This window comes from Streptomyces triculaminicus (assembly GCF_017349075.1).
Lineage (GTDB): Bacteria > Actinomycetota > Actinomycetes > Streptomycetales > Streptomycetaceae > Streptomyces > Streptomyces triculaminicus.
Genome location: NZ_JAFMOF010000004.1, coordinates 712,260 through 726,543 on the forward strand (window position 1 = coordinate 712,260; position 14,284 = coordinate 726,543).

Sequence of the window (14,284 nt, forward strand, 5' to 3'; positions counted from 1 at the left end):
CGCGCACTGTACGAGCGAGGGGGCGGCACCGTGACGAGCGAGGAGTACTTCGCGTGGCGCAACTACTTCCTGGTGCTCCTCGACCGGCTCCCCATCCCCGTCGCGGTCTGCACGGCCAACGGTGAGGTGACGGTGGCCAACCCCGCCATGGCGGCCGAGTGGGGCACGGTGCCGGGGCAGGTACGTGGCCGCAATCTGCTGGACCTCTTCCGGCCCAGCCACAGCGCCGCCGCCCAGCTCGGCCGGCTCACCGAGGCCCTGCGGCTGGGCCGGCGGTCCCGCTACACCATCGACGTCCGCTGGCAGGCGGGCGCGGGCGGGGCCGAGCGCGCGGGCGAGCTGCTGGTGGACCCGGTGGGAGAGGCGTCGCTGGCCTACCCCCTGCTGCTGGCCGTGCTGAGGGTGCGGGCCGAGGCGCCGCCCCCGGAGCCGGCGGTGGAGGTCAGCGAGGTGGAGGGCAGGATCCTGGCGCTGGCGGCGGCGGGGGCGACGACGGCGGCCATCGGCAAGGCGGTCGGGCTGACCGTGGACGGCGTCAACTACCACCTCGCGCGGCTCACCCGCCGCTGGCGGGTGCCCAACCGTACGGCGCTGGTGGCGAAGGCGTACGTGCTGGGGGTGCTCGTCCCCGGGCGGTGGCCGCCGGTGGCCGCCGCCGCTCAGCGGGAGCGGGGCGGGTGACGCAGGACGCAGTCGCCGCACAGGCCGCCGCCGGGCACCCGGTAGTACAGGCAGCAGGTGCCGCGCGCGAAGGAGACGCCGCCGGGGCCGGCGGTCAGCGTCCCGGTGTCGCGCAGCAGCGGGTCCTCGAACAGGGCCCGGGTCAGGGCGAGCGCGCGGGCGGCGTCCTGCGGCCGGCCCCGCTCGTGGCACCAGGTGTGCAGGACGCGCAGCGAGCCCGCGAGGGATGAGCCGGCGTTGCCCCACAGCAGCCGGGCGGAGACCGGGGTGGCCGCGCGGGTGGCCCGGTGCAGCGGGACGAGCAGCCCGTGCAGGACGCCGGCCGCGAGGGGCGCGGCCTGCGGTTCCGGTTCGTCCGCTTCCGCGGTGGCGGCGGGCGGGGCGTCGTCCGCCGTGGGCAGCCAGAGGTCGTCGGGGGCGCCGCGGGCGGGGTGCCAGCGCAGGCCCGGGCCGGCGGTCAGGTCGGGCACCCGTCCGGCGAGCACCGCCGAGCCGAGGCCGATGGACAGCAGGCGCCCGGCGATGCCCTGGAAGGCGATGGACGCCGCCACGCGCCGGTCCGCCGTTCCCAGCCGTTCGGCCACGGTCGCGACGCGCAGCCGCATGGCCTCCGCACCGAGCGGAAGATAGTCCTCCGCGGCGTCGGGGACGTCATCGGGGGCATCGCCGACGCGCAGGCCGAAGAACGGCCCGACGGCGGCGAGTTCTCGCAGGAGCATGGCCGGGCGGTTCCTTCGTCCAGGTGGCGTAGTGGCCCCCGACTCTACTCAGCCGGCGGCGGACCGGCCGGGGGCGGGCCGCTCCCCCGAACAGGTGACGCCGCCCGTTCCCCCGGCTGTCCGGAACACCACGCCCACCATCCGACGCATCCTTGACTCCCCTGACGCCCCGGGCGAGCCTCTGCGCTGACAGGACGTCAGCCGAGGGGCGTGGCCGCATGAGACGACGGACCGTACACCCACTGCCGCGCCGCACCGGCGCGGCCGCACTCGCCCTCCTGGCGGTGCTGGGCTCCACGGCGCTCGCGCCGCCGGCGCCCGCCGCGCCCACCGCGCCGGCCGCGCCCGCCGACGGCCTCACCCACCTGGTCAACCCCTTCATCGGCACCCAGAACGAGGGCAACACCTTCCCCGGCGCCGCCGTGCCCTTCGGCATGGTGCAGTTCTCCCCCGACACCGGCCACAACACCGGCTACGACTACAAGGACGACCGCATCCGCGGCTTCAGCACCGTGCACCTGTCCGGCGTGGGCTGCCGCATCGGCGGCGACCTGCCCGTGCTGCCCACCACGGGTGAGGTGGAGAGCACCGACAACGCCCGGTACGCCGCGGCCTTCAGCCACCGCGACGAGACCGCCCGGCCCGGCTACTACCGGGTGCGGCTCGGCTCGTACGGCGGGATCACCGCCGAGCTCAGCGCGACCGCCCGCACCGGCCGGCAGCGCTACACCTTCCCCGCCACCGAGCGGGCCAACGTCCTCTTCAACACCGGCCAGTCGCTGCACAAAACGGTCTCCAGCAGCGTCCAGATCGTCGACGACCGCACCGTCCGCACCACCATCACCGGCCGTGGCTTCTGCCAGGACACCCGCCCGTACACCCTGCACACCCTCACCCGCTTCGACCGGCCGTTCTCCTCCTTCGGCACCTGGAACGACGACGGCCTGAACCGGGGCTCGCGGTCCTCCACCTCGCTCACCCACAACGGCGCCTGGGTGCGCTTCGACACCACCCGCGACCGGGTCGTGGAGGCCAGCACCGCCATCAGCTACGTCGACGCGGCGGGCGCGGCCGCCAACCTGAGGGAGGAGGAGGCGGGCTTCGACCGTACGGCCGAGGCGGCGCGCGAGGCGTGGGAACGGCGGCTGGGCGACGTGGCGGTCCGCGGCGGCGGCCGGACGCTGCGCCGGACGTTCTACTCCTCCCTCTACCGCTCCTTCCTCGCCCCCAACGTCGGCAGCGACGTCGACGGCCGCTACACCGGCTGGGACCAGCGCATCCACCGCGCCAAGGGCTTCACGTACTACCAGAACTGGTCGCTGTGGGACACCTACCGCACCCAGGCGCAGCTGCTGGCCCTGCTGGCGCCGCGCGAGTCGCGGGACATGGCGCTGTCGGTGCTGAGGATCGACGCGGACGCCGGATGGCTGCCCAAGTGGGGCTACGGCCCGGTCGAGACCAACATCATGACCGGTGACCCGGTGACGCCGTACCTCACCAACGCCTTCCAGCACGGGCTGCTCACGGGCCACGAGGAGGAGGCCTACCGCGTGCTGAAGAGGAACGCGGACGGCGTGCCGCCGTCCGTCTCCCCCTTCGTCGGCCGGGAGGGCAACGCCGAGTACCTCCGCGACGGCTACGTCCCCTATCTGCCCGACCGGACCCGGCGCAAGCCCGGCGACTCCGACTTCCACGAGGGCGCCTCGGCCACCCTGGAGTACGCGCTGGCCGACGGGGTGCTCGCCCGGATGGCCCGGGATCTGGGCCACCGCGCCGACGCCGAGCGCTACACCGCCCGCTCCCGCAACTACCGGATGCTCTTCGACCGGAAGACGGGCTTCTTCCGGCCCCGGGGCGCCGACGGCGCGTTCGCCGGGCCGGCCGACCCCGCCCGCAGCCCGGGCTTCCACGAGGGCACCGCCTGGCAGTACCAGTGGCTGGTGCCCCAGGACCTGCCGGGCCTGGTACGGCTGCTGGGCGGCCGGGAGGCGACGGAGAAGCGGCTGGACTCCTTCTTCGCCTACGACAAGCTGCTCGACGACCCGGAGCGCACCGCGCGCCGGGTGTGGGTCAACGGCCCGTACGACTACTACAACGCCGACAAGTACAACCCGCAGAACGAGCCGGACCTCATCGCCCCGTACACCTATCTCTCCACCGGCCGCCCGTGGAAGACCACGGACGTGGTGCACGCCGCGCTCACGCTCTTCACGGACTCGCCGACCGGGATGACCGGCAACGACGACCTGGGCACGATGTCGGCGTGGATGGTGCTCTCGGCCATCGGCGTGTATCCCGTGCAGCCGGGCGCGGACGTGTGGGGCCTGAGCACGCCCGTCTTCGACCGGGTCGACCTGCGGCTGGACCGGCGGTGGTACCCCAAGGGCCACTTCACGGTCAGCGCCCCGGGCACCTCGGACCGGGACCGCTATGTGCGCTCGGTGCGCCTGGACGGGGCGGCGCACGAGCGTACGTACCTGACGACGGACGCCATCCGCCGGAGCGAGCGGCTTCAGTTCACGGTCGGGCCGAAGCCGTCCGAGTGGGGAACGGGCTCCCGGTCCGTGCCGCCCGCCATCGGCTGATCCACGCGGCCGAGCCGGGGCGGCGCCTTCCGTCGTCGCCCCCGCTCGGCCATGATGGGCAGGATTCGCGGCCATTTGTCCAGGGGGCGAGCCGCCCTCAGAGCCGACGAGAGGACACGCCATGGCAGAGCTCGGGACGGGGCACGGCGTATGGCGCCGCAAACCGATCGAGACGATCGAGGAGGCGGAGGAGACCGAGGCGCACGGCGAGCGCCTGACCCGCACCCTCGGTCTGTGGCAGCTGACCGCCATCGGTGTCGGCGGCATCATCGGCGCGGGCATCTTCAGTCTCGCGGGCACCATCGCCAACGGCGTGGCGGGGCCGGCCGTCCTCGTCTCCTTCCTCATCGCGGGCGTGGCGAGCGCGGCGGCGGCCTTCTCGTACGCGGAGTTCGCGGGCCTCATCCCCCGGGCGGGGTCGGCCTACACCTACGGCTACGCGGTGCTCGGCGAGCTGGGCGGCTGGTTCATCGGCTGGGACCTGCTGCTGGAGTACACGGCGATCGTGGCCGTCGTGGCCATCGGCATCTCCGGCTACATCAACTTCCTGCTCGGGGAGACGAACGCCCACCTGCCCGCCTGGATGCTGGGCGCGCCCGGGACGGGCGACGGGCACCGGGTCGACCTCTTCGCCGCGGTGCTGTGCCTGCTGATCGCCTATCTGCTGACCATGGGCATCAAGAACGCGGCCCGGTTCGAGACCGTGGTCGTGGCGCTGAAGATCCTGGTGGTGGGCCTGGTGGTCGTCGTGGGCTTCTTCCACATCGACACCGCCAACTACACCCCCTTCTTCCCCTTCGGCGTCAGCGGCGCCTTCACCGGAGCGGCGACGGTCTTCTTCGCGGTGTTCGGCTACGACGCCATGTCGACGGCGGCCGAGGAGTCCAAGGACGCCCAGCGGCACATGCCCCGCGCGATCATGTACTCGCTCGCCATCTCGATGGTGCTCTACGTCCTGGCCTGCCTGGTGCTGACGGGCATGCAGCCCTACACGGAGATCGACAAGGAGAGCGGCTTCTCCACCGCCTTCAAGTCGGTGGGCCTGAGCGGCATCGCGGACATCATCGCGGTCGGCGCCATCATCGGCATCCTCACCGTGATGTTCACGTTCATGCTGGGCGTGACCCGGGTGTGGTTCGCCATGAGCCGCGACGGGCTGCTGCCGAAGTGGTTCGCCCACACCCACCCCACGCGGCACGTGCCCACCCGGGTGACCTGGATCGTCGGCGTGGCGTCGGCGCTGATCGCGGGCTTCGTGCCGATCGGCGAGGCGGCGGAGCTGACCAACATCGGCATTCTGCTGGCCTTCGCCGTGGTGTGCAGCGCCGTGATCATGCTGCGCTACCGGCGGCCGGACCTGCCGCGCTCGTTCCGCTGCCCGGGCATGCCCGTCGTCCCCGCCATCGGGGTGGCCGCGTCGATCTGGCTGATCACATATCTGGCGTGGCAGACGTGGGTGCGGTTCGCGGTCTGGTTCGTGATCGGGCTGGTCGTGTACTTCGCCTACTCCTACAAGCACTCGGAGCTGGCCCACGCCGACGCCCGGGGCATCCCGCGGGACTAGCGCCCTGCGTCAGCCGGCGAACCGCGGCACCACCAGACCGGACTCGTACGCGATCACCACCGCGTGGGTCCGGTTCTGTGCGCCGAGCTTGGTCAGCACGTTCCCGACGTGCGTCTTGACCGTCTCCAGGCTCACCGTGAGCGTCTCCGCGATCTCCGGGTTGGACAGGCCGGTGGCCATCAGGCGCAGCACCTCCTCCTCCCGCCCCGTCAGCGCCGCCGCCGGCAACGCCTCGGTGGAGTCCAGCGGGCGGGCGGCGACCATCCGGCGCAGTGCCGCGGGGAAGAGGATCGTCTCCCCCTCCGCCACCACCCGCACCGCCTCCGCGATCCGCCGGACCGGGAACCGCTTGAGCACGAACCCGCTGGCCCCCGCGCCGAGCGCGGCGGTGACGTAGTCGTCGTTCTCGAAGGTGGTGATCACCACGACCTTCGGCGGTTCGGCCGACTCGGCCAACAGCTGCCGGGTGGCCTCGATCCCGTTGCGACGCGGCATCCGCACATCCATGAGGACCACGTCCGGCCGGAGCCGCCGCGCCTGTTCGACCGCCTCGATGCCGTCGGCGGCCTCCCCGACCACCGCGATCCCCGGCTGTGCCGCGAGCAGCGTGCGCAGACCGCTGCGGGTCACCTCGTCGTCGTCCGCGATCAGGAGTGTGACGGGGGTGCCGGTGGGGCTGGTGGGGCTGGTGCCGGTCGTCACGGCCGCGCTCGGGTCAGAGCCGATCATGCCGACAACCGTACCGGCAGCCGGACCGCCAACCGCCAGCGCCGCGGCCCGTCCGGACCGGCCTCCATCTCACCGTGCAGCAGCCGCACGCGCTCGGCCAGCCCCGGCAGGCCGTGCCCGGACGTCGGGAAGGCACCCCGGCCCGTACCCGTGCTCGTACCCGCGTCCGTCCCCGCGCTCGGCCCCGCCCCGGTCCGGTTGACCACGCCGATCTCCAGCCCGTCCGGCGCGGCCGCCACGCGGACCTCGATCGGACCGCCCGCCCCGTGCCGCAACGCGTTCGTCAACCCCTCCTGCAGAATCCGGTACGCCGCCCGGGAGAGCGTCCCCTGCACCTGCGTCAACTCGCCCGACAGCTCCTGCTCCACCACCGCGCCCGCGTGCCGCACCCGGTCCAGCAGCTCGGGCAGGTCGGCCAGGGTCCGGGTGGGCGCCGTCTCGGCCTTCTCCGACTCCTGCTCGCGCAGCACGCCCAGCACATAGTCCAGGTCCTCCAGCGCGGCCCGGGACGACTCCTCGATGCTGCGCAGGGTGGCCCGCGCCGCCACCGGGTCGGCGGAGAGCACCTCGCCCGCCACCGCCGCCTGGATCGTGGTCGCCGTCAGTGTGTGCCCGATCGAGTCGTGCAACTCGTGGGCCAGCCGGTTGCGTTCGGCCAGCGCCAGCTCCCGCTCGGCCGCCAGCGCGAGCCGCTCGGCCGACGAGGGCCCCAGCAGCCTGGGCGCCGCCCACCGCAGAACGTTCGTCACCGCCACGCACACCGTCGCCGCCGAGAGCAGGCAGCCGAACGCCGCCGCCCAGCTCCCCCAGCCGTCCTGCACCCGCACCGACCAGCCGAACAGGCTGAGCCCCGCCTCGGCACCGAGCGGGAGGGTCAGGCCCGCGAGGAACAGCACACCGCTCACCAGCGCCCCCGCCCACCCCAGCGCCACGTGCAGCAGCAGCCAGAGAGGAGTCCGCCAACGGTCGGCGCCCGCGGGCCGGCCTGCGGCCACGGGATCCGGCAACGGCACCCCCAGCATCCGGCGGGCGCACACGATCAGCACCCGCCGCGTGGTGCAGGCCAGCCCGACCAGGCCGATCAGCACGGCCCAGACCAGCAGGGTCGGAACGATCTGCACGTCATCGGTAGAGGGCGGCCCCGCCAGCGCCGGCAGGGCCGCGAAAGGCAGCAGCAGAAGGCTCGCCAGCGCACCGCAACAGGCGAACAGCGCACCCGAATACGAGGAGACGCGCAGCAGGGGCCGCATTCTCTTGATCATAATCGGCCAGTATGGCCGGGCAGCCCGCCTGTGACCTCCCTCGATCGGGGGAGCTATTTCTCCCGCCTTCCCGCGATGCGCAGCAGGGGCCCCGGAAATCAGAATCGTGTCCGACCGGTTGACCGACCGGCTGCCTCTCCCCGGTAAGGACGAGCATCATCGTGCGCACCAGACGAATCGCACCTCTTCTGACGGCCGGCATCGCGGCGGTGGCTTCCCTTTCGGCTCTGACCCCCGCGACAGCCTTTCCCACGTCCGGGGCATCCACCGCCGAGGACCCCCTGCGGGAGTACACGCAGCAGCAGCTGACGTGGCAGCGCTGCAACGCGATGGGACCCGCCGCCTTTCAGTGCGCGACGGTCAAGGTGCCGCTGGACTACGGCGATCCCGGCGGCAAGAAGCTCGACATCGCGATATCCCGGCTGAAGGCGGGCAGCGCCAAGGAGCGTCGCGGCGTTCTGCTGCTGAACCCCGGCGGCCCCGGCGCGCCGGGTCTGAATTTGCCCGTCGACCCGATGATGAAGTTGTCCGCGGAAGTGAAACGGCGGTACGACCTCATCGGGTTCGACGTGAGAGGTGCCGGGCAGAGCTCTCCCGTCAGCTGTGGTCTGACCCCCGAGGAACAGGACGAACACCCCTACAAGGCCGAGACCTTCACGAAGGACGTGGAGCGGGCACGCGCGTTCGCCGAGAAGTGCCAGGCCAAGGCCGGAGACAAGCTGCCGCATCTCACCACCCGCAACAACGCTCGCGACATGGACGTCATCCGTGCCGCTCTGGGCGAGAAGAAGATCTCCTACCTGGGGGTCTCCTACGGCACCTACCTCGGCGCCGTCTATCTGCAGATGTTCCCCCAGCAGGCCGACCGGTTCGTGCTGGACAGTGCGACCGACCCCACGCGGATCTACCGGGGAATGTTCCAGGACATGGCGAAGGCGGCCGAACAGGCTTTCACTCGATGGACCGAATGGACCGCCCGGCGACACACGACATACGGACTGGGCGACACCCCGGCCAAGGTCCGCGAGACCTTCCGGGATCTGATCGCGCAGGCGAACCGCAAGCCCATCCGTTTCGAGGGGCGGACCCTCACCGGTGACGGCATCCGCGCCGACAACCGCACGTTCTTCCACGTCCGGAAAGCCGCCGAATGGATCGCCGGGCTGAAGAGCGCGGCCGAGGGCAAGAACCCTGCTGAGGGCAGGAACCCGGACCCGTCCGGCACGCCCGCTCAGGCCCAGGAGCCCGACGACAACTACGCCTCGATCGCTTGGTCCGTCATGTGCGCCGACACCCGCACCTGGTCGCACGACCCCGAGCAGTACCGCCACGAGGCGATACGCGACACGGACCGGTACCCCCTGTACGGCGACTTCGCGGCCACCATCACGCCGTGTGCCTTCTGGAAGCAGGGCAGCGAGCCGCAGACCACGATAGACAACAAGGCCGGCGCACTGATCGTGCAGAACGAATGGGACTCCCAGACGCCGCTCTTCGCCGGCCAGGGCATGCACCGGGCCCTGCGCGGCTCCCGGATGGTCACCGTCGTCGGCGGGGAGGGCCACGGTGCCCTCGGCGCCGACACCGACTCCTGCGCGGACAAGAACGCCACGGCCTACCTGACCACGGGCAGGCTCCCGGCCGAGGACCTGACCTGCCGGGCGCCGGGCGGACAGTAGGCCTCGCCCCCGGTGGTGGACCCTGGCGGGCTCACTTCAGCAGGCGGGACAGCCGCCGGTCGGCCAGCGGCTTTCCGCCCGTCTGGCAGGTGGGGCAGTACTGGAGGGAGGAGTCGCTGAAGGACACCTCGCGGATGGTGTCGCCGCAGACCGGGCAGGGCTCCCCGGTGCGGCCGTGCACCCTGAGCCCGGTCTTCTTCTCGCCCTTCAGCTCGGCGGCCGCGTGCCCGCGCGAGCGCTCGACCGCCTCGCGCAGCGTCGTCTCCAGCGCCTCGTAAAGACCGGCGGCCTCGGCGTCGGTGAGGGTCGCGGCGAGCTTGAAGGGGGACATGCGGGCGGCGTGGAGGATCTCGTCGGAGTAGGCGTTGCCGATGCCGGCGATCACGCTCTGGTCGCACAGCACTCCCTTGATCTGGCGGCGTTCGCCGCGCAGCAGGCCGGTGAAGGCCTCGAGGGTGAAGCCGGGCGCGAGCGGGTCCGGGCCCAGCCGGGCGATGCCGGGCACCTCCGAGGGCTCGCGCACGCAGTACACGGCCAGCCGCTTGCGGGTGCCGGCCTCGGTGAGGTCGAAGCCCTCGCCGCCCACCAGCCGCACCCGCAGCGCCAGCGGCCCCTTGCCGGGGGCCGGGGGCGTCTCGGGCAGGCTCTCGCGCCAGCGCAGCCAGCCGGCGCGGGCGAGGTGGAAGACCAGGTGCGGGCCGTCGTCCGTGGCCAGGTCCAGGAACTTGCCGTGCCGCCGCACCGCGGTGACCGTGCGCCCTTCGAGGGCGGACGGCGGCGGGTCGTAGGTCTTGAGGACGCTCACGGCGGCGGGCAGGACGCGTTCGACCGTACGGCCGAGAAGGTGCTCGGTCAGGAATCCGGCGAGGGCCTCGACCTCCGGCAGCTCCGGCATGGCTCCAGTCTGCCGCAGCGGGCGGCGGCGGCAACTCAGTGGACGCGGGCGTCCCAGTCGATGCGGTAGCCGGCGAGCCAGTCGGCGGTGCCGGCGGTGCCGGCGGTGTCCCGCGCCATGCCGAGCGCGACGCCGGCGTCGCGCTCGCGCCGCTCCTCGGCGGTCCGGGCGACGCGTCCGGCCATGGCGGCGCTCAGGGCGACGACCCGTTCGACGCGCTCGCGCCGCAGTCGCTCGTACGCGGCGAAGGCCCGCCCGGTGTCGGGCAGGTCGCGCAGGCAGCGGGCGAGCACGACGCCGTCCTCGATGGCCATGGAGGCGCCCTGGGCGGCGTTGGGCGCGGTGGCGTGGGCGGCGTCTCCCACCAGGACCGTGTGGCGGTCGTGCCAGACGGGGACGGAGGGGATGTCGTAGACGTTCAGGCCGACGATGTCGTCGCCGGTGGCGGCGGCGAGAGCGGCGGCGGGCGTGCCGTCGTCGGCGAACGCCTCGACGACGTGGCGGCGCCACCGGGCGGGGGTGCGGGCGGCGAGCTCTGCCGCGGACAGCTCCGCGCCGGGGACGTTGGCGAACCAGTACGTGGTGCCGTCGGGTCCGGTGGTGCAGCCGAAGAAGCCCCGCCGCCCGTACATCATCCGGTAGGTGCCGGGCGGGACGCGGTGTCCGGTGTCGCGGGTGCGGCCGGAGACGGTGAGCTGTCCGGTGTGGCGGGGGCCGGGCGCGGCGGGATCGAGCAGGGCGCGGGTGCGGGAGTGGATGCCGTCGGCGCCGACGATCAGGTCGCCCTCGGCCCGGGTGCCGTCCGCGAAGAACGCCGTGACCGTCCCGTGCGAGCCGACGGCGGTGTCGACGAGGCGCTTGCCGTGGACGACGGGGATGCCGCGCCGGACGGCCTCCTCGCGCAGGGCGCGGTGGAGGGCGGCGCGCGGCAGGGTGCGCGGGGTCGGCCCGTCGGCGGGGCCGGCGATGGGCCGGGAGCCGAGCGCGGCGCCGGTGTCGCCGAGGAACTCGACGGCCTCGGAGGGGAAGGAGCAGGCGCGCACCGGCCGGTCGGCGTCGATGGCCGCCAGCGCCGACAGCCCGTTGGCGAACAGGATCAGGAACGCGCCGGCGTCGTCGGCGCCGCTCGGGTAGGCCTCGTGGACGGTGGCGTCGATGCCCGCCCGTCGGAGGGCCATCGCGGTGACGGGTCCGGCGATGCCACCGCCGATGATCAGGGCATGGGCCATGGCGTTCCGCTCCGTCCCGGCGCGTGGGAGGCGATCGGCCGGCCGACCGGTCGCCGAACCGTTCGATCGCACATCTGCCCATGACGTAACCAGAAGGAGTGCCGCCCGTCCAGAGTCGGGTACGGGCGACGCGGACCGGCCCCGCGCTAGCGGCCGTCGCGCAGCGCCCGCGCCAGGTACGGCGCCGTGGCGCTGCCGGCGGCCCGCGCCACCTCGTGGGGAGAGCCGGCCGCCACCACGCGCCCGCCCTCCGCTCCCCCGCCGGGCCCGAGGTCGACGACGTGGTCCGCACCGGCCACCACGGCCATGTCGTGCTCGACGACCACCACGGAGTTGCCCGCCTCGACCAGCCCGTGCAGCTGGCGCAGCAGCACCTCGGTGTCGGCCGGGTGCAGGCCGGTCGTGGGCTCGTCCAGGACGTAGAGGGTGTGGCCGCGGTGGGTGCGCTGGAGTTCGGCGGCGAGCTTGATGCGCTGCGCCTCTCCCCCGGACAGCTCGGTGGCCGGCTGCCCCAGGCGCAGATAGCCCAGGCCGACGTCCCGCAGGGTGCGCAGGCCGCGCGCGGCGGCGGGCACGTCGGCGAGGAAGCCGGCGGCCGCGTCCACGGTCAGGTCCAGGACGTCGGCGATGCTCGCGCCCCGGTAGGTCACCTCCAGCGTCTCGGGGTTGTAGCGGGCGCCGTGGCAGGCGGTGCACGGCGCGTACGTACCGGGCAGGAAGAGCAGCTCGAGGGCGACGAAGCCCTCGCCCTGGCAGACCTCGCACCGCCCGGCCGGCACGTTGAAGGAGAACCGGCCGGCGCCGTAGCCGCGGGCGCGGGCCTCGTCGGTGGCTGCGAAGACCTTGCGCACGGCGTCGAACAGGCCGGTGTAGGTGGCGAGGTTGGAGCGCGGCGTCCGGCCGATCGGCTTCTGGTCGACGCGCACGAGCCGGCCGACCGCCGCGAGGCCCTCCGCCCGCCACAGCGTCTCCCCACCGTCCAGGTGCGTCGCGACGGTGTCCGCGAGCACCTCGCCGACCAGCGTCGACTTGCCCGAGCCCGACACTCCCGTCACGGCGGTGAAGACGCCCAGCGGCAGGTCCAGGTCGAGGTCGCGGAGGTTGTGCCGGCTGACGCCGCGCAGCCGCAGCACCCCGGAGGGCTCGCGGGGCGTACGGGCGCGGGGTGCCTGTCCGCCGGGGAAGACGAAGCGGCGGGTCGCGGAGTCCGCCACGTGCTGCAGCCCGTCGACGGGACCGCTGTAGAGGACCCGCCCGCCGTGCTCCCCGGCCGCCGGCCCGACGTCGACGATCCAGTCGGCGCGGCGCACGACGTCCATGTGGTGCTCGACCACGAACAGCGAGTTGCCCGCCGCCTTGAGCCGGTCGAGGACGGTCAGCAGCGCGGCGCTGTCGGCCGGGTGCAGCCCGGCGGACGGCTCGTCCAGGACGTAGACCACGCCGAACAGCCCGGAGCGCAGCTGGGTGGCGAGCCGCAGCCGCTGCAGTTCGCCGGCGGACAGGGTGGGGGTGGGGCGGTCCACGCTGAGGTAGCCCAGGCCGAGTTCGGTGAGCACCTCGATGCGGGCCAGCAGGTCGCGTGCGAGCGGGGCGGCCGCGCCCTCGCCGCCGGTCTCCCGCAGCGTGGCGGCCAGCGCGGTCAGCGGCAGGGCGGTCAGCTCGGCGATGGTGCGCCCGGCGAACGTGACGGCCAGCGCCTCGTCCCGCAGCCGCCGCCCGCCGCAGCGCGGGCAGGGCCCGCTGACCAGGTGCCGCTCGGCCCGGGCCCGCAGCGCCGCGCTCTTGGAGTCGGCGAAGGTGTGCAGGACGTAGCGGCGGGCGCTCATGTACGTGCCTTTGTACGGCCGCTGGATGCGCACCGCCTCCCGCACCGGGTGCACGGTGACGACGGGCTGCTCGTCGGTGAACAGGATCCAGTCGCGCTCCTCCTGGGGCAGCTCGCGCCACGGCCGGTCGACGTCGTGGCCGAGCGCGTCGAGGATGTCGCGGAGGTTCTTGCCCTGCCAGGCGCCCGGCCAGGCGGCGATCGCACCCTCGCGGATGGACAGCGAGGGGTCGGGAACGAGCGATTCCTCCGTGACGCGGTACACCTGGCCCAGTCCGTGGCACTCGGGGCAGGCCCCGGCGGCGGTGTTGGGCGAGAAGGCGTCGGAGTCCAGCCGCGGCGCGCCCTCGGGGTAGGTGCCGGCCCGGGAGAAGAGCATGCGCAGGGAGTTGGAGAGCGTCGTGACCGTGCCCACGGAGGACCGCGAGGTCGGCGCCGACCGCCGCTGCTCGAGCGCCACGGCGGGCGGCAGCCCGGAGATCTCCTCGACCGTGGGCGCGCCGGCCTGGTGGATCAGCCGGCGCGCGTAGGGGGCGACGGACTCGAAGTACCGCCGCTGCGCCTCGGCGTAGACGGTGCCGAAGGCCAGCGAGCTCTTGCCGGAGCCGGACACTCCGGTGAAGACGACGAGCGCGTCGCGGGGAATGTCGACGTCGACGGCCTGGAGGTTGTGCGTCCGTGCTCCGCGCACGCGGACGTAGGGGTCGTGCATGCGCACGATCCTAAGGACCACCGCCACGGACGGGTGATCACGACCCGACGCGCTGACGTGATCAGGGGGTGTGCGCCACGATGCCCCCTCTGGCAGAGCGAGACACCGCGGAAGTGGACGGGATGCCCATGTCCGACACCGACACCGGCGCCGACCCCCTCCTGCGGATCGCCGCCGCGATCGACCGTGAGCGCGATCCGTCCTCCCGGCCCTGCCTGACCTGCGGCGGCCCGACCCGGGTGGTGGTCAGGGAGCAGCCGTCCCGCGCCGGCGCGCCCGTCATCAGCGTGGGCAAGGAGTGCGCGATCGGGGGCTGCGCGCGTCCATGAGCGGGTACGCGGCCGCTTGACCGGGCGTCAGCCCGCCGCGCCGTGGCTTTTCCTTTCCCTGCAGAGATCTTGACG

11 protein-coding genes are annotated in these 14,284 nt (G+C 73.4%); 5 read left to right on the forward strand and 6 right to left on the reverse strand.

Features of this window, described 5'->3' with window-relative positions; translation table 11 throughout:
* The first annotated feature begins 30 nt into the window (after nt 1–30).
* The gene (locus J1792_RS26775) at nt 31–681 is read left to right on the forward strand and encodes a PAS domain-containing protein (protein ID WP_179198878.1); all 651 of its coding nucleotides are present in this window, start codon (nt 31–33) and stop codon (nt 679–681) included.
* On the opposite strand, the gene J1792_RS26780 is transcribed toward J1792_RS26775, so the two are convergent.
* Entirely contained in the window at nt 660–1,400 is a 741-nt protein-coding gene (locus J1792_RS26780; RefSeq protein WP_207248364.1) for a (2Fe-2S)-binding protein, read from the reverse strand. The genes J1792_RS26775 and J1792_RS26780 overlap by 22 nt on opposite strands.
* Nucleotides 1,401–1,618: 218 nt before the next feature.
* Here J1792_RS26780 and J1792_RS26785 point away from each other — a divergent pair, with 218 nt between their 5' ends.
* Together J1792_RS26785 and J1792_RS26790 are read left to right on the forward strand one after the other, a co-directional pair.
* The gene (locus J1792_RS26785; RefSeq protein WP_086569562.1) at nt 1,619–3,985 is read left to right on the forward strand and encodes a GH92 family glycosyl hydrolase; all 2,367 of its coding nucleotides are present in this window, start codon (nt 1,619–1,621) and stop codon (nt 3,983–3,985) included.
* Nucleotides 3,986–4,106: 121 nt separating this feature from the next.
* The gene (locus J1792_RS26790) at nt 4,107–5,549 is read left to right on the forward strand and encodes an amino acid permease (protein WP_086569564.1); all 1,443 of its coding nucleotides are present in this window, start codon (nt 4,107–4,109) and stop codon (nt 5,547–5,549) included.
* A 9-nt stretch (nt 5,550–5,558) separates the two neighbouring features.
* Here the strand turns inward: J1792_RS26790 and J1792_RS26795 are convergent, their stop codons facing one another.
* Together J1792_RS26795 and J1792_RS26800 are read right to left on the reverse strand one after the other, a co-directional pair.
* Nucleotides 5,559–6,278 (reverse strand): response regulator transcription factor, encoded by a 720-nt coding sequence (locus J1792_RS26795; protein ID WP_242646615.1) that lies wholly within the window; start codon nt 6,276–6,278, stop codon nt 5,559–5,561.
* Nucleotides 6,275–7,540: a sensor histidine kinase gene (locus J1792_RS26800; RefSeq protein WP_086569566.1), complete on the reverse strand. Its 1,266-nt coding sequence runs from the start codon at nt 7,538–7,540 to the stop codon at nt 6,275–6,277. Before J1792_RS26800 ends, J1792_RS26795 begins: the two co-directional genes overlap by 4 nt.
* A gap of 161 nt (nt 7,541–7,701) precedes the next feature.
* Between J1792_RS26800 and J1792_RS26805 the strand changes: the two genes are divergently transcribed.
* Nucleotides 7,702–9,219 carry an alpha/beta hydrolase gene (locus tag J1792_RS26805; RefSeq protein ID WP_086569568.1) on the forward strand — a complete coding sequence of 506 codons (1,518 nt, stop codon included), beginning with the start codon at nt 7,702–7,704 and terminating at the stop codon, nt 9,217–9,219.
* Between the two features lie 31 nt (nt 9,220–9,250).
* Here J1792_RS26805 and J1792_RS26810 read toward each other — a convergent pair whose 3' ends face one another.
* The 3 genes from J1792_RS26810 to J1792_RS26820 all read right to left on the reverse strand — a co-directional run bounded on the left by J1792_RS26810 (nt 9,251) and on the right by J1792_RS26820 (nt 13,880).
* Nucleotides 9,251–10,114: an Fpg/Nei family DNA glycosylase gene (locus tag J1792_RS26810; RefSeq protein WP_207248365.1), complete on the reverse strand. Its 864-nt coding sequence runs from the start codon at nt 10,112–10,114 to the stop codon at nt 9,251–9,253.
* Nucleotides 10,115–10,149: 35 nt separating this feature from the next.
* Nucleotides 10,150–11,343 (reverse strand): FAD-dependent monooxygenase, encoded by a 1,194-nt coding sequence (locus J1792_RS26815; RefSeq protein ID WP_207248366.1) that lies wholly within the window; start codon nt 11,341–11,343, stop codon nt 10,150–10,152.
* 146 nt (nt 11,344–11,489) lie between these two features.
* Nucleotides 11,490–13,880, reverse strand: coding sequence for an excinuclease ABC subunit UvrA (locus J1792_RS26820; protein WP_086569573.1), 2,391 nt, complete (start codon nt 13,878–13,880; stop codon nt 11,490–11,492).
* 128 nt (nt 13,881–14,008) lie between these two features.
* Between J1792_RS26820 and J1792_RS26825 the strand changes: the two genes are divergently transcribed.
* Nucleotides 14,009–14,209 carry a hypothetical protein gene (locus J1792_RS26825; RefSeq protein WP_143587631.1) on the forward strand — a complete coding sequence of 67 codons (201 nt, stop codon included), beginning with the start codon at nt 14,009–14,011 and terminating at the stop codon, nt 14,207–14,209.
* Nucleotides 14,210–14,284: the final 75 nt, after the last annotated feature.

Bases quoted from the DNA above. Each gene is read 5' to 3' on its own strand.
- J1792_RS26780 (WP_207248364.1), bottom strand. From the start codon at position 1,400: ATGCTCCTGCGAGAACTCGCCGCCGTCGGGCCGTTCTTCGGCCTGCGC.
- J1792_RS26785 (WP_086569562.1), top strand. From the start codon at position 1,619: ATGAGACGACGGACCGTACACCCACTGCCGCGCCGCACCGGCGCGGCC.
- J1792_RS26790 (WP_086569564.1), top strand. From the start codon at position 4,107: ATGGCAGAGCTCGGGACGGGGCACGGCGTATGGCGCCGCAAACCGATC.
- J1792_RS26795 (WP_242646615.1), bottom strand. From the start codon at position 6,278: ATGATCGGCTCTGACCCGAGCGCGGCCGTGACGACCGGCACCAGCCCC.
- J1792_RS26800 (WP_086569566.1), bottom strand. From the start codon at position 7,540: ATGATCAAGAGAATGCGGCCCCTGCTGCGCGTCTCCTCGTATTCGGGT.
- J1792_RS26810 (WP_207248365.1), bottom strand. From the start codon at position 10,114: ATGCCGGAGCTGCCGGAGGTCGAGGCCCTCGCCGGATTCCTGACCGAG.
- J1792_RS26815 (WP_207248366.1), bottom strand. From the start codon at position 11,343: ATGGCCCATGCCCTGATCATCGGCGGTGGCATCGCCGGACCCGTCACC.
- J1792_RS26820 (WP_086569573.1), bottom strand. From the start codon at position 13,880: ATGCACGACCCCTACGTCCGCGTGCGCGGAGCACGGACGCACAACCTC.
- J1792_RS26825 (WP_143587631.1), top strand. From the start codon at position 14,009: ATGTCCGACACCGACACCGGCGCCGACCCCCTCCTGCGGATCGCCGCC.